At 71.0% G+C, this 21153-nt stretch carries 14 protein-coding genes; 2 read left to right on the top strand and 12 right to left on the bottom strand.

Features of this window, described 5'->3' with window-relative positions; all coding sequences use genetic code 11:
* Positions 1-41 precede the first annotated feature (41 nt).
* Complete coding sequence (locus BIV28_RS11720; protein WP_076262009.1) at positions 42-1178, bottom strand: aminopeptidase P family protein; 1137 nt, start codon at positions 1176-1178, stop codon at positions 42-44.
* A 128-nt stretch (positions 1179-1306) separates the two neighbouring features.
* On the opposite strand from BIV28_RS11720, the gene BIV28_RS11715 reads away from it, so the two are divergent.
* Positions 1307-1735 carry a hypothetical protein gene (locus tag BIV28_RS11715; protein ID WP_076262008.1) on the top strand — a complete coding sequence of 143 codons (429 nt, stop codon included), beginning with the start codon at positions 1307-1309 and terminating at the stop codon, positions 1733-1735.
* A gap of 116 nt (positions 1736-1851) precedes the next feature.
* Here the strand turns inward: BIV28_RS11715 and BIV28_RS11710 are convergent, their stop codons facing one another.
* The 3 genes from BIV28_RS11710 to BIV28_RS11700 all read right to left on the bottom strand — a co-directional run bounded on the left by BIV28_RS11710 (position 1852) and on the right by BIV28_RS11700 (position 4950).
* Positions 1852-3264: an aspartate aminotransferase family protein gene (locus tag BIV28_RS11710; protein WP_076262006.1), complete on the bottom strand. Its 1413-nt coding sequence runs from the start codon at positions 3262-3264 to the stop codon at positions 1852-1854.
* A gap of 256 nt (positions 3265-3520) precedes the next feature.
* A complete protein-coding gene (locus BIV28_RS11705; protein WP_242652924.1) occupies positions 3521-4510 on the bottom strand; it encodes a zinc-binding alcohol dehydrogenase family protein in 990 nt (329 codons plus the stop codon).
* Entirely contained in the window at positions 4507-4950 is a 444-nt protein-coding gene (locus BIV28_RS11700) for a MarR family winged helix-turn-helix transcriptional regulator (RefSeq protein ID WP_076262004.1), read from the bottom strand. The genes BIV28_RS11705 and BIV28_RS11700 overlap by 4 nt, the downstream gene beginning before the upstream one ends.
* A gap of 420 nt (positions 4951-5370) precedes the next feature.
* Between BIV28_RS11700 and BIV28_RS11695 the strand changes: the two genes are divergently transcribed.
* A complete protein-coding gene (locus BIV28_RS11695) occupies positions 5371-7848 on the top strand; it encodes an MGH1-like glycoside hydrolase domain-containing protein (protein ID WP_207555934.1) in 2478 nt (825 codons plus the stop codon).
* Positions 7849-8101: 253 nt separating this feature from the next.
* On the opposite strand, the gene BIV28_RS11690 is transcribed toward BIV28_RS11695, so the two are convergent.
* The 8 genes from BIV28_RS11690 to BIV28_RS11655 all read right to left on the bottom strand — a co-directional run bounded on the left by BIV28_RS11690 (position 8102) and on the right by BIV28_RS11655 (position 21022).
* Positions 8102-12142, bottom strand: coding sequence for a family 43 glycosylhydrolase (locus BIV28_RS11690; RefSeq protein WP_076262001.1), 4041 nt, complete (start codon positions 12140-12142; stop codon positions 8102-8104).
* Positions 12143-12216: 74 nt separating this feature from the next.
* On the bottom strand, positions 12217-13755 hold the full coding sequence (gene araA / locus BIV28_RS11685) for an L-arabinose isomerase (RefSeq protein ID WP_076262000.1): 1539 nt from the start codon (positions 13753-13755) through the stop codon (positions 12217-12219).
* Between the two features lie 27 nt (positions 13756-13782).
* Positions 13783-14454: an L-ribulose-5-phosphate 4-epimerase gene (locus tag BIV28_RS11680; RefSeq protein WP_207555933.1), complete on the bottom strand. Its 672-nt coding sequence runs from the start codon at positions 14452-14454 to the stop codon at positions 13783-13785.
* Positions 14455-14456: 2 nt separating this feature from the next.
* Positions 14457-16208, bottom strand: a complete 1752-nt coding sequence (araB, locus tag BIV28_RS11675) for a ribulokinase (protein WP_076261996.1) — start codon at positions 16206-16208, stop codon at positions 14457-14459.
* A gap of 20 nt (positions 16209-16228) precedes the next feature.
* Complete coding sequence (locus BIV28_RS11670; RefSeq protein WP_242652922.1) at positions 16229-17263, bottom strand: LacI family DNA-binding transcriptional regulator; 1035 nt, start codon at positions 17261-17263, stop codon at positions 16229-16231.
* The gene (yjfF, locus tag BIV28_RS11665; RefSeq protein WP_076261995.1) at positions 17260-18282 is read right to left on the bottom strand and encodes a galactofuranose ABC transporter, permease protein YjfF; all 1023 of its coding nucleotides are present in this window, start codon (positions 18280-18282) and stop codon (positions 17260-17262) included. The genes BIV28_RS11670 and yjfF overlap by 4 nt, the downstream gene beginning before the upstream one ends.
* Positions 18279-19454 carry an ABC transporter permease gene (locus tag BIV28_RS11660; RefSeq protein ID WP_242652921.1) on the bottom strand — a complete coding sequence of 392 codons (1176 nt, stop codon included), beginning with the start codon at positions 19452-19454 and terminating at the stop codon, positions 18279-18281. Before BIV28_RS11660 ends, yjfF begins: the two co-directional genes overlap by 4 nt.
* A complete protein-coding gene (locus BIV28_RS11655; RefSeq protein WP_076261993.1) occupies positions 19451-21022 on the bottom strand; it encodes a sugar ABC transporter ATP-binding protein in 1572 nt (523 codons plus the stop codon). The genes BIV28_RS11660 and BIV28_RS11655 overlap by 4 nt, the downstream gene beginning before the upstream one ends.
* Between the last annotated feature and the right edge of the window lie 131 nt (positions 21023-21153).

Genomic DNA, 21153 nt, shown 5'->3' with positions numbered 1-21153 from the left:
CCGGAGCATCACTCGACGGGGTTGATCGTCGCGCCGACGCCTCAGGCGACGATCCCCAGCCCGTGCTGCGTGTTGTTCAACCGGGCGACGCCGGAGCCGGTCACAGTGACGATGTCCTCGATCCGCACCCCGAAGCGTCCCTCGAGGTAGATGCCGGGCTCCACCGAGAAGCACATGCCCGGGACGAGTGGCTGCCCCTCCCCCTCGACGATGTAGGGCGGCTCGTGGGTCGTCACGCCGATGCCGTGGCCGGTGCGGTGGATGAACGCCTCGCCGTAACCCGCCTCGCGGATGACGGCGCGGGCGGCACGGTCGACGTCCTGGCAGGTCGCACCCGGCCGCACGGCGTCGACCCCGGCCTGCTGCGCCTGCCGCACGATCTCGTGGACGTCCCGGATCTCCGCGGTGGGCTCGCCCACGCAGACGGTGCGGGTGGTGTCCGAGCCGTAGCCGTCCTTGAGGCCGCCGAAGTCGAGCACCACGGCATCACCCTCGCGGATGACGCGGTCCCCAGCCTCGTGGTGCGGGTTGGCGCCGTTCGGGCCCGACCCGACCACCGTGAAGTCGACCTGCTCGTGCCCGAAGCGCCGCAACAGGGCAGCCAGGTCGGCCGCCACGTCGGTCTCCTGGCGCCCCGCGAACGGCACCTCGAGGACTGCGCGGTAGGTCTCGTCGGCGGCGGCACCGGCCGAGGCGAGGCGCGCCAGCTCGTCCGGGCCCTTGACGGCGCGCATCATGGGCAGCGCCTTCGTCAGGGAGCGGTAGCGTGACTTGGGGAGGCTGTCCTGCAGGCCGAGCAGGTGCAGCGCCCAGGTGGAGTCGGAGATCCCGTAGGTCCCGTCCGGCCGGAGCAGCGGGGCCACCGCCCGGTACGGGTCGGTCGCGTCCGCCCAGTCCGTCACCTGGATCTTCTTGACGCCCTCCGCTCGCTCGGCGTCGTGCCGTTCCAGGGTCGGCACCACCAGGGTCGGCTCCCGGTCCTGGCTCAGGACGAGGAGGGTGAGTCGTTCCGTGACGGCCGTGGGGCGGTAGCCCGTCAGCCAGACCAGGTCAGGCCCCGGCGATATCAGGACCCCGGAGAGGCCTTGCGCCGCAGCCGAATCCACTACACGTCGTGAACGGGCGCGGTAGTCCTCGCTGGTGAAGGGGGCCGGCCGTTCGAGACGATCTGCTGCCATGTGAGGTCTCCGTCCTGGACGGCCTCGATGCTAGGCACCCGGGCCGGGGCGACGGCTCAACCGGCCGGGATGAGATCGCGAAATCCGTCACGTACCCCGAAGGCGGTGGGCCCGGATACGGTGATGCGATGAACTCGCCCGCGGGGGCCGACGAGACGGAGTCGGGACAGGAGGACTCACGCGACCGTACGAAGGCCGTCGCGCACTGGGCCGTCAAGGTCAGCTGGGTCTGGGTCGTGCCGTTGGGAGGCGCCACTGTTGTCGTCGCCTACCTGTCCCTGCTCTTCCTCGGTCTGGCCACAGAAGCGCTCGGGGGCCGGCAGACGCCGTGGGCCATCACCCTGGCGGTGGGGCTGCCCGCCCTCGGGCTCCTGCTCGCAGCGGCGGTCGGCTTGGGAACAGCGCTCGCAGCGGCTCGCTGGATGAGCCGTCTGAAGGCCTTGGCCCCACTGCGCCCGTGGCTGATCGGCACGGGGGCTGCTGCGCTCGGCGGCGCGGCCGCAGTCTCCGTGTTCTGGGCGACCATGACGGGAGTCGGCGGCGGGGGCTCCTCCTAGAGGGATCCCGACGTCCCGTCATGCCGCCGTCCGCGAGTGAGAGACCACCTCCCGGTGGGACGCCGAGACACCGCGGTCCGGGTCGGAAGCACGAAGCGTCAGCCTCGGTCCCCGGCTCAGGCTCGCAGGGCCTCCGCGAGCTGGCGGAAGTCCTGGACCAGGATTGCCATGTCCTCGTCGGTGTGGGCGAGGGAGACGAGCCACTGCTCGTCGAGTCCGGGCGGGGTGAGCACTCGACGGTTGACGCCCCAGAGCCACGACAGCTCGGCGAGGCCGAAGTCGGTCGCCTTGTAGTCGCGGTAGTTGCGCACCGGGGTCGCGGACCAGGTGACGCAGCCCTTGACACCGAATCCGACTGTGTGAGCGGGCAGGTCGTGCGTGCGGATGATCTCGTCGATGGCGCCGAGAGCCCGGTTGTTCATCGCCTCGGCGGCCTCGAGTGCCTCGTGGGTGCAGACCTCGTCGACGGCGTGCGCCGCGGCCATGACGAGCGGGTTGCCGTTGTACGTGCCGAAGTGGGCCATCCGCCCGTCGACGACGACCTGCATGACCTCACGCTTGCCACCGAACGCCGCCAGCGGCAAGCCGCCGCCGATGGACTTCGCGAGGGTGACGAGGTCGGGCTTGACGCCGAGACGCTGCGCGGCGCCGGCGTACCCGGCGGTGAGGCCCGTCTTCACCTCGTCGAAGATGAGGACGACGCCGTGCTCGTCGCAGAGCGCCCGGACGCTGGCGAGGTAGCCCTCGTCGGGGACGACGATGGACAGGTTCTCGATCACCGGCTCGACGACGAGAGCAGCGATGTCGCGGCCGTGCTCGGCGAGGATCCGCTCGAGCTGCCCGAGGTCGTTGTACGCGACGACGTGGACCGTCCCCGCCTCGACGTCGAAGGGCACCTCGGGGATCGGCGCGTCGGCCGGACCGATGTCGGCGAGGTCGGGCTTGACCGAGACCTGGAGGCCGTCGTAGCCGCCGTGGTAGCCACCCTCGATCTTGATGATCGCCTTGCGCCGGGTGTAGGCGCGAGCCGAGCGGATCGCGTACATCAGCGACTCGGTGCCGGAGTTCGTGAACCGCAGCATGTCGAGGCCGAAGCGCGCCTGGTACTTCTCGGCCATCTCTGTGGCCTGCGGCGACGGCGTCACGAAGAGCGTGCCCGTGTGCGTCAGGGCCTCGGTGACGCGTTCGACGACGACGGGGTTGAGGTGGCCGACGAGCATCGCACCGAAGCCCATCGAGAGGTCGAGCAGGCGGTTGCCGTCGACGTCGGTGAGCCAGGCGCCGCGCGCCGACGCGACGGAGACGGGGTACGGGTCCCAGTGCTGGAACGAGCTGGTCACGCCGAGGGGCAGGGACCGGCTCGCCCGGGCGTTGTGCTCCCCCGAGCCCTTCGACCAGGAGGAGAAACGCTCCCACTCGGCCGCGAGCAGCCGCTCCACCCTGCTGGGATCGATCGGGGTGGACGAGGTCGGCAGGCTGCGCCAGGTCGCCGGGTCATGGGTGGGTAGTGCGCGGGCCGTCTCGGTCACGGGTGCCTCCTCGGTTGGGCGACGCAGGACGCACTCGCCATGAGGCACCCTACCGAATCAGTTGCATCGACGCCACAGGACGATGGATCGGATGTCTCGCAAGACGCAGGCCTTCGAAATCCGAAGCCTCCCTGCCTTCGACGGTCGTGCCCCAGGCTCGACGCGACGACGACCAAGAGCCACGCCAGAGACTCCGGCGCGCGACCCGAACCTCCTCCGGGGCCCCACCGCCACCACCACGTCGCCGGTCTGTCCTTCACGGCACCACCACGATCTTGCCGGTGGCTCGGTTGCCCTCCATGTGGTCGTGGGCCGCGCCGATCTCCTCGAGCGCGAACACCCGATCCAGCGGGATGATCCCGCGATCTGCAGCGGCCGCGTCCAGGTAGTCCTGCAGGACCTCGGACGTCAGGTCGCTGGCATCACCGGAGTAGGCGGTCAGTCGCACGCCCGCCGGCAGGAAGTCGATGGGGTAGAAGCTCTCGATCACCCACGCGTTGCTCAGCATGCCGGTGAAGCACGCCACGCCATGCGTGCGCAGCGACAGGAGGGTGTCGCGCAGTGTCGGCGCCCCGACCAGCTCGAGCGCCAGGTCGGCTCCCGCAGGGAGGATCTCCCGGACCGCCGGGGCGACGGTTCCGTGGTCGATGACCACGTGATCGACGCCGATCTGACGCAGGCGCTCGGCCTTGGCGGGGGTGCGCGTCGTGGAGATCACCGTGAGGCCCCGTTGTTTGGCAAGGATGGCCGCCGCCATCCCGACCGACGACGTTCCACCCCGGACGAGCAGGCTCTGTCCTTGCTGCGCGTCCAACCCCGTGGTGAGGCTGCCGTGAGCGGTCTGCAGCATCTCGGGGACCGCCCCGAGCAGCTCCCAGGGGAGCTCGCTGCGGAACGGGATCACCTGGCGCGCCGGCACGCACGTGAACTCGGCGTAGCCGCCGTCGAAGGTCCGACCCATCCCGCCCATCATGGCCACCACCTGTTGACCGAGGGCGAACTCCCCGCCGGGGCAGGCGACGACCTCGCCGGTGGCCTCGATACCGGGCACCCGTGGGAAGGTCACACCCTCGGCCAGGCCCAGCCGGGTGTGCAGCTCCGACCGGTTGATGCCGAAGGCACGCACGCGGATCAGGACCCACCCCTCCTCCGGGACCGGAACGGCAAGCTCCTGCAGCTCAAGAGCATCGGTGCCGCCGGGGCCGCGCAGGACCACCGCACGCATCGTCTCGGGCAGCCCGCTCATGCCGCCCCCTCCTCGGTCGAGCCCTGCGCCCGAAGCCTGCCCAACAGGGAGGCCAGGTCCTGCGTCGGACCCGCACCGAGGGCCGTGTCGAAGCGGTCAGCCAGCCACCGGGCGGCGGCCGCTGCACCGGCCCTCGTGGCACGGCGCCCTTCAGGGGTCAGCCGCAGCCGGCTGGCACGGCGGTCCTCCTCGTCGGCCTCGCGGCTGACCAGCCCGGCGGCCACCAGCCGGTCCACCAGCTTGCTCGCCCCGCCAGGGGAAATCCCGATGTCCGCGGCGAGATCGTGCACCCGGCTACCAGGCGCCTTCTGCAGCACCCGCAGCGGCGTCAGCCACGCCAACGACGGATGGTCCCCGATCTTCAGCGCGCGGTCGAGGTCGTTCCACAGGTACGTCTCGACGCGAACCAGGTCATCGAACAGCTCGAGGTGGCTTGTCATGGCCGGTCCAACAACGTTCCCCGGAACTGTATTCCATGGAATGCATTTGATCGGCACGGCGATCCGGTTCGACCTCGGAAGCCGCACCTCCATGCACACGGTGGACCTTGGACCTCAACCGGACACAGGCCCGGCCCCTGTTCGACCCCTCCCTCGGACGTCCAGGCCGTAGAGCCCAAGGGAGCCGCAGGTCGGCACGTCGGCATGTAGCCCTGACCGCCGTCTCGGGCACGCCGTCTGACCATGTCCCTCGCTTCTCATGCGTGCTGGCCGGCCCGTCGGACGAGGGGTTGCGCGGAGCGCCGAAAGCGGCATACCGTCTCGGAACACCCGGATGTTAACGCTCACATCCACCAAAGGACGACAACGATGTCTCGACCAGCGCGAACCCCGCGGGTTCGCAGCCTCACCGCCGGAGCCATGGCCACCCTCGTGGTGGCTGCCGTCGGCGCAGCGGCCACCAGTCCCGCGAGCGCCTCCCCCACAGAACAAGCCACCGTCACCTCCGCCGACTCGGCGGCCGCAGCTGCGTCCGACCACCCCGAGCTGACGCCCTTGAGCCGACCGTTCGCGATGCCCGGCTTCAAGGAGCAGGAGTTCAACGGCGCCCTCTTCGTCGGGAAGGGCGAGACCCGGTTCTCGGTCTCGGTGGACCTGCTGACCAAGGATGGCAAGGCCATCAACGAGAACATGGTGCCGAGCATCTGGAAGCTCGGCCCCATCGCCACCGACGGTTCCTACTACGAGATCGAGCTGTCCACCGACGACCGCGTCATCACCAAGGAGCGCCTGGGCGGGCTCCAGGCGACCATCGACCACCCCGAGAGCTGGTCGGCCGCGGACGTCGCCGCCGCCAAGGCGCAGCTGCCGGGTCTGCAGGCCAAGTACGACGCGATGCAGGCAGGCAAGCGCAACGTCGTCGTCAAGTACGCGCGCGTCAACGACAGCGAGCTCGTCGGCTCGGTCACCGCGCTCGACGACGACACGTCGCTGTGGCTCGACGCCAGCGCACCGTGGCTCGAGCCGAGCACGTATGCCGTGCAGGGAGACTCGTCGCTCACCGGCACGTCCGCAGGTATCCGGGACTCGAGCCGCACGGGTCACTTCCGCGTCGACGCGAACACCGCGGCCGGGACCACCGGGTCGTGGGCCACCCTCAAGGACATGCTCGCCGGCATGGTGGGCAAGCCCGCGGCGTCGGGGCAGGGGGCGGCCGCGTTGCGCTACGACCTCGCCAAGGGTCAGACGCTCACCTTCACGGCGCGGATGGGCGAGGCCCCCGTCGCACAGTCGACGCGGAGCCAGGACGAGACGCTCGCGTTCATCGCGAACGCCCGCGCCCACGTCGACGACACCAGCGTCCACGGCAGCGGCCCGGTGGCGCGCGCGACGACGTTCATGCGTGACGCGATGGCGCTCAACGCCAACTACGACGAGAAGTACGACCGCTCGTTCGTCATGTGGGGCCTCGGCGGCGGTGGCGACGACATCTTCAAGGGCTGGGACTCCGGCTGGGACGGCATCACCGCCAACTCCCTCGACCCGGCGCTCGCCCTCGACCACATCCGCGACTTCTACGACCAGAACGGCGGGCCGCGCTACGACCAGCTCAACGCCGGTCCGATGCACGCCTACCTCGCCTGGCGCACCTACACGCGCACGGGTGACAAGAGCATCCTCGAGCTCGTCTACCCCTACTTCACGAGCTACATCGCCCGCATGCCCGAGTTCGACACCGACAAGGACGGGCTGCTCGAGAGCCCGTGGGCCGGCCCGCGCCAGGGCGGCCGTGGCAACCACCTCGGCCTCGACGACAGCCCGCAGTACTGGAACTTCAAGCAGGTCGTCACGAACGGCACGGACAACCGCGACAACACCGACCTCACCGACGTCGCGCTCAACTCCTACTACGGCCTCTTCGCCGACAACCTCTCGCAGATGGCGACGGCGCTCGGCAAGCCGGACGACGCCGCGAAGTACGCCGCGCTGCACGACCAGCTGAAGAAGCGGATGAACGAGCACCTGTGGAACGCCGACCGCGGCCTCTACCTCAACCGCTACCTCGACGGCTCGTGGGAGCAGACCAACACCCCGACCGTCTTCTACCCCCTTTTCGGCGGCCTCGCGACGCCCGACCGCGCGCAGGAGCTCGTCGAGAAGCACCTGCTCAACCCGGCCGAGTACTGGGGCGAGTACGCCGTGCCGAGCGTGGCGCGCAACGACCCGGCCTTCTGCAACTCCGGCGCCAAGCACCCCGGCGTCACCGGCTACGAGTACTTCCAGAAGCAGGGCGAGGAGGACGCCTGCGAGGAGTGGCAGGGCGCCGTCTGGCCGCCGATGAACGCCACCGTCTACGACGGCCTCAAGCGCTACGGCTTCGACAAGCCGGCAGCCGACCTCGCGACGAAGAGCACGAACCTCTGGCTCACCACGTGGGAGGACCTCGGCTGGTTCCCCGAGTACTGGGACCCGGAGCCGGGCCAGGTCATCAACAGCGCAGCGACCGACACGACGTGGCGGACGTACTCGTGGAGCAACCTCATGCCCCTCATGGGCACGCAGGAGCTCATCGCCGACGAGCCGTGGGGCGACCCGAACGGCTTTCGCTTCGGCACCCTGGGCCTTCCCGGCACCAACGAGGTCGACGAGGTGCCGCTGCACGGGCACCGGTATGCCGTGACCGCGGCAACGAACACCACCCTGCTCAAGGAAGACGGCCACCTCGTCTTCCAGGCCGTCGGTGGCCGGGTGGTCGTGCGCGACTTCGTCTACGACGGCACGACGGCGACGTTCTCCGTCAAGGCGGAGCAGCCGACGCGGCTCTCGCTCCTGCCACGTGGAGGGGGCAAGCCGAAGGTCGTCTCCGTGCCGGCCGGCACGAGCACGGTGACCCTGTGAGCTGACGACCACCCGGTAGACGCAAGCGCGCCCACCCGACAGGCTCCCTGTCGGGTGGGCGCGCGACTGTCGTCGTCTCCCGAGTTCCTCGGTCCCAGTCGGGCCGTGATCCTGCGGCCTTCGAAGGGACGGACACCCGTTCGTCGCGCGGTGAGGCCCTGATCCGCAACTGCGCGGGTCAGGGCCTCACGGCGTTCGAGGTTCCATGCTCTGCCATCGGCCGTCGGAACCCGGCCTTCGTCCGATGGCGGGGTCAGGGCAGCGGCGGCACACTCTCGAGCGTCGGCGCGACGGGGGCGATGGTGCCGTCGGGGTTGTAGTGCAGCCGGTCGATGGTGACCTCGCGGTGGGTGCCATCTCCGCCGGGGATGGCGAAGCGGTGGTAGACGATGTACCAGTCGTCGGTACCGGGCACCTGGAGCACCGAGTGGTGGCCGGTGCCGAGGATCCCGAGCGATGGGTCCTTGGACAGGATGACGCCCCGGTTGACGAGGCCGCCGCCGAGCGGCGAGGTCATCGTCGCGTAACCGACCCGGTAGTTCTCGCTCCGCGTGTCGTCGATCGACCACGACAGGTAGTAGATGCCGTTCCGCTTGTGCATGAACAGCCCCTCGCGGAAGTCGGTGAGGCCGGTGAGCCGAACGACCTTCGCGGGGTCATAGGAGGTCATGTCGGCGTCGAGCGGCACCACGTAGGCATTGCCGTTGCCCCAGTAGAGGTAGCTCTGGCCGTCGTCGTCGGTGAAGACCGCCGGGTCGATCGCCTGACCACCGTTGGGGTTCGACGCGACGAGAGGCTTGCCGATGGCGTCCTTGAACGGCCCCGCGGGCGAGTCCGCCACGGCCACACCGATCTTGGCGTCGGCGCAGAAGTACAGGTAGTACTTGCCGTTCTTCTCGATCGCCGCCGGCGCCCAGGCGCGTCCGTCGGCCCACGTGACGTCCGGCCCGAGGTCGAGGATGACCGGGTGCTCGGTCCAGTGCACGAGGTCGGTGCTCGACCACGTCTTGAACGTCGTGCCCGACCAGCCGTCGAAGCCGTCGGTCGTCGCGTAGATCCAGTACGTGTCGCCGAACCGGACGATGTTGGGGTCGGCGTTGTAGCCGGGCAGCACCGGGCTGTTCATGACGACCGCCTTGACGGTCCAGGCGCGGTTCGACCCGTCGGCTCCGGTCACGGTGTACGTCACCGGACCCGAGAAGTCCTGTGTCGAGCCGTTGCCGGGCGACACCCGCGCGTCGCCCGGCAGGCCGAGCTCGGGTGCGAGGTGAGTGACGTCGGTGCCGGGCTTCACCGGCAGGGTCACGGTCGCGGCGGTGGCGTCGATGATCGCCGGCACCTTGAGCGCGTCGAGCTTCACCGAGCCGATGACGGTCTCGTTGCCCGGCAGCGCGAGCACCTCCTTCGCCGACAGCCCCCGGTTCCACAGCGTGAACGAGCGGACCTTGCCCTTGAGGTAGCGGTCGCCCGAGTAGAGCGAGCGGCCGACGTAGTTCGCGGTCGTCACGCCGTCGCCGAGCTGGCCCGGCGTCACGGTGACACCGGTCTTCCGGGCGACCTCCGCACCGTCGAGGTAGAGCACGGCCGTGCCGCCACCCAGGGTGTAGGTCAACGTGTGCCACGACGCGCGCGGCACGTCGCGACCCGACGCGGTGTTCTGCTCGGTCGAGTAGTCGCCCTGGGCGATGGCCGTGCGGTACGCGTTGCCCGTCGCGAAGAGGTAGCCGTTGCCGGATCCGTTCAGCGTGTTGCCCAGACCCCAGAGGAAGTAGGGCGTCGGCTGGCTCGGGTCGAGCCACACCTGCGTCGACACGGTGACCGCGTCGAGGCCGGCGAGCAGGTTGTCGGGCAGGTCGACGTAGCCGTTCGTGCCACCGAGCTCGACGGCGTCGTCCGTACGCGTCGCGTCGCCCTTGAGGGTCGCGGCGCGCTGGCCGCCCGTCGCGTCGGGGACGCTCGTCGCGGTGCCGCCGGCAGCGGCGCCGAAGCGGTAGTCGGCGACGACTCCCTTCTTCGTCGACGCCGCGGGCGTCGGCCCGCTGCGCAGCCGGTCGAGCTCGGCCTTCGTCACCGGCAGCACCGTTCCGTGGCGCGGGCGGCCGGGCAGCTGGTAGTCCCTGGACATCGTGAACCGGCCGGACTCGAGGTCGGTGGTCTCGAAGGGCACGTAACCGCGACCCCCGAACTCGTCGATGAAGACGTACCACTTGTCCTCGGTGTTCGACTTGAACACGGTCGGGCCCTCACCCTGGTTGATGCCGGCGCTCGTCGCGGTCGCCTTGCCGATGCAGTCCTTGACGAAGCCCCAGTCGGTCGAGAGCAGCGAGGTCGACTTCTGCTCGAGGATGAACTTGCTGCACGGCGTCGAGGAGGTGTTGTTCCGCTCGTCCTTGGTGAACCGGTAGTACGTGTCGCCGTTCTTGATGACCGTCGAGTCGATGACCGAGTAGCCGGGGTCGACCCAGACCTTCGGCTCGCTGAAGGTGCGGAAGTCGCGGGTCGTCGTGAACATCATCCTGTTGTAGGTGCTGCCGGTGTGCTGCGGGTCGTCGGCGGCGTAGAGCTTCGAGGCCCAGAACACGACGTACGCGCCGATGGTGTCGTCGTAGTACGCCTCGGGCGCCCACGTGTTGCCGGCCTCCTTCGGCGAGACGAGGACGTGACGCTGCTGGCCCCAGTTGACGAGGTCGGTGGACTCCCAGACCTCGATGTAGCGGCTGCCGGTGCGCTGGCTGCGGTCCCAGTCGCCGTTGCCGTAGATCTTGAGGTCGGTGGCGATGAGGAAGAACCGGTCGCCCTCGGGGCTGCGGATGACGAACGGGTCGCGGACGCCCTCCTCGCCCTCGGTGGAGGTGAGGACCGGGCGGCCGCCGTTCAGCTCGTCCCAGTGCAGTGGGTCGTTGCCGCGGCTGCCGGCCATGTAGATCTGTTCGCCGTCGGCGCTGCCCTCACCGGTGAAGTACGCGAAGGCGTAGCCCTCGAGCGGCTCCTTCTTCGGGGCCGCGAGGACGGTCAGCCTGATGTTGCGCGTGGCCGACACCGCGCCGAGCGCAGCGCGCACGACGAGCCGGCCCCTGGCGTCCTTGCTGCCGAAGGCCGGACGCGTCACCTCGCCGGTGGCGGTGACGACGCCGGGGTCCTTCGTCGTCCACGACAGGGTGACGCCGCGCGCCGCCTTCGTCGGGAGGGTGACGTTGCCGCGCACCGCACCGGCATCCGGGATGCTCACGGCCGCAAGGGCGTTCGATACCTTCTGCTCGTCGGTGATGTCCTGCAGGACGGTGACGGTGAAGGTCCTCGACGCGCTCGACGCGGCATAGGCGATCGTCGCCGTCAGCGTGACGGTCGCATTGCCCGTTCCGGGAGCCGGACGCGTCACGGTGCCGTCGGGAGCGACGACCGACGGGTCGCCGGAGGTCCACGTGACAGTCGAGCCGCCGGCGCCCTTCGTCGCGAGCGGAAGGTCGTCGGTCACGGCGGAGGTGTCGCCGAGGTCCAGGGCCGCGGCATCGGACGCGACGCGCAGCGACGCGGTCTGTGCGCCGAGCCGGGCGGCCTCGTCGGCTGTGAGCGCGCGGTCGTAGAGGCGGAAGTCGCGGACCTTGCCCTTGAGGTACCTGTCGCCGGTGTACACCGAGCGGCCGAGGTAGTTGGCGGTCGTCGTGCCGCCGCCGATCGAGCCGGGGGTGAGGGTGACGCCGGACTTGCGCCCGACCTCGACACCATCCTCGTAGAGGACCGCGGTGCCGGCGTCGAGGGTGTAGGTCAGGGTGCGCCACTGGCCGCGATCGACGTTGCGGCCGGAGGTGACGGTCTGCTCGGTGGACCAGTTGCCGCTCGCGATCGAGGCGCGGTAGGCGTTTCCCGTCGTGAAGAGGTAGCCGTTGCCGGCACCGCTCGTCGTGTTGCCAAGGCCCCAGATGAAGTACGGGGTGGCCTGGGCCGGGTCGACCCATACCTGGGTCGACACGGTGATGGCGGACAGGCCACGCATGAGGTCGTTCGGCAGTCGCAGGTGGCCGTTCGTGCCACCGAGGCCGAGGCCCTCGGTGCCGAGCCAGCTCGTGTCGCCGCTGACCGTGGCGTCGTGGCCGTGCCCGGACGCGTCGGGCACGCTCGTGCCGGATGGCTGGTCGAGCGCGTACCGCACGACGAGCCCGTCGTCGAGGGTGGTGGCCCGTGCCGGAGCGGCCACGGCGACGACTGTCGACAGGGCCAGGGACAGGGTGACGGAGAGGGTCGCGAGGACCGCGAGCGGCCGCCGGGAGATCCCGCGCAGCATCGTGTCGGACATGCCGGTGACTTCCTTGTCGGGCCCGCGGCGGGCAGCCGCGGGCGGAGGGTGGTGTCCGGGTGTGTCGTGCCGGGTCAGAGCCGGGCAGCGAGGCGGTGGTAGGCGGCGCTCCAGCGCAGGGTGTCGCGGGTGGACTCCGGGGTGGAGGACGCGTCGATGACGACGAGCTCGGTGCCGACCATCTCGGCGAGGTCGCGGAACTCCGGCGTGCCGACGGCGGTGGACAGCACCGTGTGGTGCGGCCCCCCGGCCAACAGCCAGGACTCGGCCGACGTCGACAGGTTCGGGCGGGGCTCCCACACGGCGCACGCCACCGGCAGGCGCGGCAGGTCGGCGTCCGGCTCGACGACGTCGATCTCGTTGAGGGTCAAGCGGAACCGGTCACCGAGATCGCTCATGCCGACGACGACGCCCGGCCCCGGAGCCGCGGTGAAGCGCAGCCGCACCGGGTCCTCCCGGCCGCCGATGCCGAGCGGGTGGATCTCGAGCGAGGGCTGCCGGTCCGCACCGGATCCGGCGATGCTCGGGCACACCTCGAGCATGTGCGCGCCGAGGATCTTCTCCTGCCCGGGGACGAGGTGGTAGGTGTAGTCCTCCATGAAGCTCGTGCCACCCGGGCGGCCCTGTGCCATGGCCTTGGTCGCGCGCAGCAGCACCGAGGTCTTCCAGTCGCCCTCGCCCCCGAAGCCGTAGCCGTCGGCCATCAGCCGCTGCACCGCGAGGCCGGGCAGCTGGCGCAGACCACCGAGGTCCTCGAAGTTCGTCGTGAACGCGCCGAAGCCGCCGTCGAGCAGGAACGTCCGCAGGCCGGCCTCGATGCGGGCGCCGTAGCGCAGCGACGCGTGCCGGTCGCCGCCCGGGCGCAGCTCCGGAGCGACGGCGTAGGTGTCGAGGTACTCGCGCACGAGCGCGTCGACGTCGGCGTCGGCCACGGCGTCGACGACCTCGACGAGGTCGTTGACACCGTAGGTGTTGACCGAGACGCCGAACCGCAGCTGGGCCTCGACCTTGTCGCCCTCGGTGACGGCGACGTCGCGCATGTTGTCGCCGAAGCGCGCCAGCCGCAGCGAGCGCAGCTCGGCAACGCCGACAGCGGCCCGGGCCCACGCCGCCACGCGGTCGAGGACTGCCGGGTTGCCGACGTGGCCGGCCACGACCTTGCGGGCGACACCGAGCCTCGCTGCGACGTAACCGAACTCGCGGTCGCCGTGAGCGGCCTGGTTGAGGTTCATGAAGTCCATGTCGATCGTCGACCACGGCAGTTCCATGCCTGCCTGGGTGTGCAGGTGCAGCATCGGCTTGCGCAGCGCGTCCAGGCCGGTGATCCACATCTTGGCCGGGGAGAACGTGTGCATCCACGTGATGACGCCGACGCACTCCGGAGCGGCGTTGGCCGCAAGCACCGCGGCGTGGATGGCCTGCCCGTCGGTGAGCACCGGCTTCCAGACGACCTTGACCGGCAGCTGGCCGCCGGCGTCGACCTCCTTGGCGATCGTCTGGCTCTGCTCGGCCACCTGACGCAGGGTGTCCTCGCCGTAGAGGCCCTGGCTGCCGGTGAGGAACCACACCTCGCGCGGGTCGGAGGAGTGGCGCGGGTCGGAGGCGGTGCTCATGGGGGGTCTCCTTCTGGGCCGAGCGCGTCAGCGCTGGCCGTATACGTTCTGGTAGCGGTCGTAGAGCGAGTCGACGTGGGCGGGGTCGATGGCGATCGGCTCGCCGAGCTGGCGGGCGATGTGGACGGTGCGGGCGACGTCCTCGCACATGACGGCGGCCTTGACGGCCGACCGGGCGTCCTTGCCGATGGTGAAGACGCCGTGGTTGCGCATGAGGACGGCGGCCGAGCGGCTCTGCGTCAGGGTGTCGACGATGCCGCGGCCGATCGAGTCGTCACCGATGAGGGCGAACGGGCCGACCGGGATCTCGCCACCGAACTCGTCGGCCATCATCGTCAGCGCGCACGGGATCGCTTCTCCCCGTGAGGCCCACGCGGTCGCGTACGTCGAGTGCGTGTGCACGACACCGCCGATCTCGGGCAGGTGCCGGTACACGTAGGCCTGCGCGTCGGTGTCGCTGGACGGCGCGAGGTCGCCCTCGACGACGCGGCCGTGCAGGTCGCACACGACCATGTTCTCGGGCGTCAGGTCGTCGTAGGAGACCCCGCTCGGCTTGATGACCATGAGATCGCGGCCGGGGACCCGTGCGGACACGTTTCCCGCCGTCCAGATGACGAGCCCGTACCGCGTCAGCTCGGCGTGCAGGGCGCAGACCTCGCGCCTCAGAGCCGCGATGGTTGCGTTAACATCCGTGGCCACGCTCACGCCGCCTCACCGCCTGCACTGACCTCCAGCGTGGAGGAGGGGCCGGAATCGGTGACCGGCGACGTCGACTCGCGACCCTCGATCGCCTTGCGTCGCAGAGCCTTCAGCCGCTTCATGACGTCGTTGCCACCACGGCCGAAGTGGTCGTGCAGCGCCAGGTACTCGGCGTACAGCGCGTCGTAGGCCTCGGCCTCGGCCTCGCGGGGCACGGAGACGCCGCGCCGCACCCGGCCCATCGCCTCGGCGGCGCCGGCGACGTCGGGGTGGGCACCTGCGGCGACCGCCGCGTGGATGGCCGAGCCGAGCGCCGGGCCCTGCTCGGAGCCGATCACCGACAGCGGCAGCCGCGTGACGTCGGCGTAGACCTGCATGAGCAGCGGGTTCTTCGCCAGGCCTCCCGCGATGACGAGCTCGGAGACCGGGACGCCGCTGTCGCGGAACGCCTCGAGGATGACCCGGGTGCCGAAGGCCGTGGCTTCGAGCAGGGCGCGGTACACGTCCTCGGGCCGGGTCGCGAGGGTCTGCCCGACGACCAGCCCCGACAGCTCGTGGTCGACGAGGACCGACCGGTTGCCGCTGTGCCAGTCGAGCGCCACGAGCCCGTGCTCCCCCACGGCCTGGCCGGAGGCGAGGCGCGTCAGGTGCTCGTGGATCGACTCGCCGGACTCCGCTGCGGCCGTGGCGTACTCGCCCGGTACCCCGGTGCGGGTGAACCAGCCGAAGATGTCGCCGACGCCGGACTGGCCGGCCTCGTAGCCGTAGAGGCCCTCGACGATGCCGCCGTCGACGACGCCGCACATGCCGGGCACCTCGCGCAGCACCTCGCCGCTCATGACGTGGCACGTCGAGGTGCCCATGATCGCGACCATCTGCCCCGGCCCGGTGGCCTGCGCCGCCGGCGCCGTCACGTGCGCGTCGACGTTGCCGACCGCGACCGCGATGCCCTCGGGCAGCCCCGTCCAGGCGGCAGCCTCGGCGGTGAGCCCGCCTGCGCGGGAACCGAGCTCGCCGATCGGCTGGTCGAGCTTGTCGGCGACGAAGGTGCGGAAGTCCGGGTTGAGGGCGGCGCAGAAGTCCTCCGACGGGTACGTACCGTCCTGACGGATGCCCTTGTACCCGGCCGTGCACGCGTTGCGCACGTAACGACCGCACAGCTGCCACACGATCCAGTCGGCGGCCTCGACCCACCGCTCGGTGGCGCGGTAGACCTCGGGGTCCTCCTCGAGCACCTGCAGCGCCTTGGCGAACTCCCACTCCGAGCTGATGAGCCCGCCGTAGCGCGGCAGCCACGCCTCGGCCCGCTCCTCGGCGAGCCGGTTGATCCGGTCCGCCTGGCCCTGGGCCGCGTGGTGGCGCCACAGCTTGGTGTACGCGTGCGGCCGGTCGGCCCACTGCGCCAGCTCGGACAGCGGCGTGCCCTCGGCCGTCGTCGGCAGCACGGTGCACGCGGTGAAGTCGGTGGCGACGCCGACGACGTCGGCCGGGTCGATCCCGGCCGCTGCCACCGCGGCCGGCACCGCGCGGCGCAGCACGTCGCGGTAGTCCTCGGGCACCTGCAGCGCCCACTCGGGCGGCAGCGTCGCACCCCCACCCGGCAGCCGGTCGGTGACGACCGCGTGGGCGTACTCGTGGACGGCCGAGCCGAGCTCGGCGCCGTCGTCGACGCGGACGACGAGCGCGCGGCCGGACAGCGTGCCGAAGTCGACGCCGACGACGTAGCGCGGCGGGGCGAGGGCGGGGCTGGTCATGTGTGGGTGCTCCTGGGGCTTCAGGGGTTTCGGGGCGGTCGTGTCGACAGCGGCGGCGCGGTGCTCGCGCGAACGATGAGCTCGGGGTCGATGAGGCTCGGCTCCTGGTCGGTGTCGCCGGAGATCACCTGCGTGAGCATGGCGATGGCCTCACGGCCGATCTGCTCGAAGTCCTGGCGGACCGTGGTGAGCGGCGGGATGACGTACTCGGCCTCCGGCACGTCGTCGAAGCCGACGACGCTGACGTCCTCGGGCACGCGCCGGCCGGCCTCATGCAGGGCGCGCAGGGCCCCGATGGCCATCTGGTCGTTGGCGGCGAAGACCGCGGTGACCGCCTCGTCCGCCGCGAGGTGCAGCCCGGCGCGGTAGCCGCTCCCGGCGCTCCAGTCCCCCGCCACCGGCTCCATGGGGCGCAGGCCCGCCGACACCATCTCGGCGCGCCAGCCCTCGGACCGGGCCCGGGCCTCGGCCCAGTCGAGCGGGCCGGTGATGTGGGCGATCTCGGTGTGGCCGAGGTCGAGCAGGTGCCGGGTCGCCAGGCGGGCGCCCGCTACGTTGTCGACGCCGACCGTGCGACGCGCCCGGGTCAGGTCGCCCTCGACGATGACGAACGGGGTGTGGGCGCTGCGCGACCTGGCCACCTCGAGCGCCTCGTCGTGACCGGCGATGACGACGATCCCCTCGACGGCCAGCCGGTCGAGGTGGTCGACGGCGGCGTCGAAACCCTCGCGCGTCATCTCCGACAGCGACACCGACGAGGCGAAGAAGCCTGCCTCGCGGGCGGCGACGTTGACCGTGCGGTGCACGCTCGTCGGCCCGAAGAGCGTCGACGCCGTGGCGATGATGCCGATGGTCGCCGACCGGCCGCTGACGAGAGCGCGGGCCGCCGTGTTGGGCCGGTACCCCAGGCGCTCGATCGCCTGCAGGACGCGCTCGCGGGTCTCGGGCCGGATGCTCGTGGCGCCGTTGATGACGCGCGAGACGGTCTGGTGCGAGACGCCGGCGAGCCGCGCGACGTCCTGCATGACGGGGGCCCGCGCCGCGGTGTCGGTCACCTCGCCCTCCTCGTGAAGAGGCGCTGCATGACGATGAACAGCAGCAGCAGGGTTCCGATCGCGATCTTTGTCCACCATGAGCTCAGCGTGCCTTGGAACGAGATCAGTGTCTGGATGACACCCAGGACGAGGACCCCGAGGAGCGATCCGAGCACGAACCCGACGCCGCCGGAGAGCAGCGTGCCGCCGATGACGACCGACGCGATGGCGTCGAGCTCCATTCCCACGGCGTGCAGCCCGTAGCCCGAGAGCATGTAGACGCTGAAGAGCAGCCCGGCGATCGACGCGCAGAGCCCGCTGACACCGTAGACGGCCACCTTGACGCGGCCGACCGGCAGCCCCATGAGGGCCGCCGACGACTCGCTGCCGCCGACCGCGTACACGGTGCGGCCGAAGCGCGTCCGGTGCAGCACCCAGGCGGCCACGGCGACGACGACGAGGGCGATGACGACGCTCCACGTGATGACGACGCCGCCGCCGAGCTCGATGGTGCCGGTGGCGAGGGCTCGGAAGAACGGGTCCTTGATCGAGATCGACTCGACGCCGATGACGAAGCACAGGCCGCGCGCCAGGAACATCCCGGCGAGGGTGACGATGAACGGCTGGATCTCGAAGTGGTGGATGACCAGGCCCATGACGACGCCGAGCCCGGTGCCCGCGGCGAGCACGAGCAGGATGACGACGGGTGCCGGCAGCCCGGCCCGCAGCGTCGCTGCGGCGACCATCGTGGAGAGCGCCACGACCGCGCCGACGGACAGGTCGATGCCGCCGGTGAGGATGACGAAGGTCATGCCGACCGCGAGGACGATGAGGAAGGCGTTGTCGATGAAGAGGTTGGCGAACACCTGGCCTGACGTGAACCCCTCGTAGCGCACCGAGCCGGCGCCGAAGAGGAGCACGAAGAGGACGAAGGTCGCCACCACGGGCAGCACCCGCCCGGGGATCCTCGGCAGGCGTGACACGCCGGGCACGGTGCGACGCGTCGGGGCGGGAGTCGGCGTCCGGGTGGTCGTCGTCATGGCTGGGCCACCTTCTGCTTGGCGACGGACGGGACGGTGTCGGTGTCGGTGTCAATCGACGCGGCGTCGTGGCCACCCGCCGGATCACCCTGCGCCACGGACGGTTCCGTGGTCACGCTGGCCGGTCGAGCCGTGGACGGGCGCCGGCGGCGGAACCGCTCCCGCACTCGCGGGGCCTGAAGCAGGCACACGGCGAGGACGACGAGCGCCTTGAACACGAGCGTCACCTCGGGCGCGATGCCCATCGAGTACACCGTCGTCGTCAGGGTCTGGATGATGAGGGCGCCCACGAGCGTGCCGCCGAGCGAGTAGCGGCCGCCGGCCAGCGACGTGCCGCCGATGACGACCGCCAGGATGGCGTCCATCTCGATCCACAGGCCGGCGTTGTTCGCGTCGGCGGCGCTGACGTTCGAGCTGATCATGAGCCCGGCCACGCCGGCACACAGGGCTGCGAAGACGTAGACGGTCCAGATGATGGTGCGCGAGCGGATGCCGACGAGGCGGCTCGCCTCGGGGTTGATGCCGACCGACTCGATGAGCAGGCCGAGGGCCGTGCGACGGGTCACCAGCGCGACGGCGACGAGCACCGCGAGCGCCACGAGGATCGCGACCGGCAGGAGCAGGAAGCCCGACCCGATCTCGCTGAACGGCCCGTTTCGGACGGTGATGATCTGCCCGTCGGTGACGAGCATGGCGATGCCGCGGCCGGCCGTCATGAGCACGAGCGTCGCGATGATCGGCTGGATCCCCAGCGCTGCGACGAGGAAGCCGTTCCAGAGCCCGAGCACGACGCAGAGGGCGAGGGCCACGAGCACGCCGCGAACCGCTGCGCCGGGACCCGTCGGGTCGGGCGAGGCGACGATCGTCGTGCACGCCACCGCACCCGCGATGGCCGCGACCGCGCCGACCGACAGGTCGATGCCGCGGGTGGCGATGACGAGCGTCATGCCGAGGGCGATGAGCAGCGTCGGTGCGCCGTTCTTGAGGATGTCGATCAGGCTGCCGTAGAGGTGGCCGTCCTGGAGGCGGACCGAGAGGAAGCCCGGGTTGCTCACGGCGTTGGCCACGAGGAGCGCTACGAGGGCGACGACGGGCCAGAGCAGCCGGCTGCCCCGGACGCGCTGGGCCAGGCTCTCGCTCGTCGCGGCGGTGGCGCGGGACGGGGTGCTCACGAGGCCACCTGCTCGGTCAGGGCCGCGGCGTCGGTCTCGGCGATGAGGTGCAGGATGTCGTCGACGGTGGCCGACGCGTCGAGCTCGGCGACCTTGGCGCGGTCCTTGAGCACGACGACGCGGTGCGAGAGACGGGCCACCTCCTCGAGCTCGGCGGAGATGTAGAGGACGGCCATGCCGTCGGCGGCCAGCTGGGCCACGAGCTTCTGGATCTGGGCCTTGGCGCCGATGTCGATGCCACGGGTCGGCTCGTCGAGGATGAGCAGCCGCGGGTTCGTGACGAGCCAGCGGGCGAGGAGCACCTTCTGCTGGTTGCCACCGGACAGGCGCCCGACGATCGCGTCGGGGTCGGCCGGGCGGATGTCGAGGGTCTCGATCCATCGGGTGACGAGCTCGTCCTTGGTGCGCCGCGGGATGGGCCGTGCCCAGCCGCGCGCGGCCTGCATCGCGAGGACGAGGTTGTCGCGGATCGACAGGTCGGCGAGGATCCCCTCGCCCTTGCGGTCCTCGGAGCAGAAGGCGATCCCGGAGGCGATCGCAGCCCGGGGCGTGCGCAGCGAGACGGCCGTGCCGCCGACGCGGAGGGAGCCCGAGTCGGCGCGGTCGGCGCCGAAGAGCAGCCGGGCCAGCTCGGTGCGGCCGCTGCCGAGCAGGCCGGCGAGCCCGATGACCTCGCCGGCGCAGATCGTCAGGTCGAACGGGGCGATGGAGCCGCGTCGGCCCAGGCCCGTGGCCTCGAGGACCGGCGGCGCCTCGGCCGTGCCGGAGCCGGCGTCCTCGGCCAGGCGCTCGACCTCCTCGAGCACGCCGAGCTCGCGGCCGATCATCGCCGACACGAGCTGGATCCGGGACAGGTCGCGCGTGAGGTACTCCCCGACGAGGCGGCCGTTGCGCAGGACCGTCATGCGGTCGGCGATCTCGTAGACCTGTTCGAGGAAGTGCGAGACGAAGAGGATGGCCACGCCCTGGTCGCGCAGGTGGCGCATGATCCGGAACAGCTCGGCGACCTCGTCCTGGTCGAGGCTCGAGGTGGGCTCGTCGAGGATGAGCACCCGCGCGTCGACCGCGACGGCCCGCGCGATGGCGACGAGCTGCTGCACGGCGATGGGGTGCTCGGCGAGGACCGAGCCCGGGTCGATGGACAGGCCCATGCGCGTGAGCAGCTCGGCGGCGCGGGCGCGGGTGGCACCGGCGTCGATGGCCCCGAACCGGTGCGGCTCACGACCCAGCAGGATGTTCTCGGCGACCGACAGGTTGGGGCAGAGGTTGACCTCCTGATACACGGTCGCGACACCGGCCGCCTGGGCCTCGCCGGGGCCGGAGAACCGGACGCCGGAGCCGTCGAGCTGCGTCGTGCCGCTCGTCGCGGTGTAGACGCCGGTCAGCACCTTGATGAGGGTCGACTTGCCGGCGCCGTTCTCGCCCATGAGGGCGTGCACCTCTCCGGGCAGGAGCCGGAAGTCGACGTCCTGCAGGGCGACGACGCCGGGGAACTCCATCGTGATGCCGCTCATCGCGACGACGGGTCGGGCTGGGTCGGGTGGCCGCGGGCTCGGCGTGACCGTCATGACGTGTCCTTCGGTTCCGGATGCGGATGGGCGGGTGTTGGACGGCTGGGTGCGCCGCGTGCCGATGCGGTCGGCTGTTGCGGCTGGTGGGCGGTCCCCGCCACCACACCCGGAGGGTGGCGGGGACCGCC

Origin of the sequence: Intrasporangium flavum, assembly GCF_001956915.1 — a bacterium.
In the GTDB taxonomy this organism is placed as follows: domain Bacteria; phylum Actinomycetota; class Actinomycetes; order Actinomycetales; family Dermatophilaceae; genus Monashia; species Monashia flava.
Note: the sequence above shows the minus strand (reverse complement) of the source record. Positions and strands in the feature narration are given on the sequence as shown.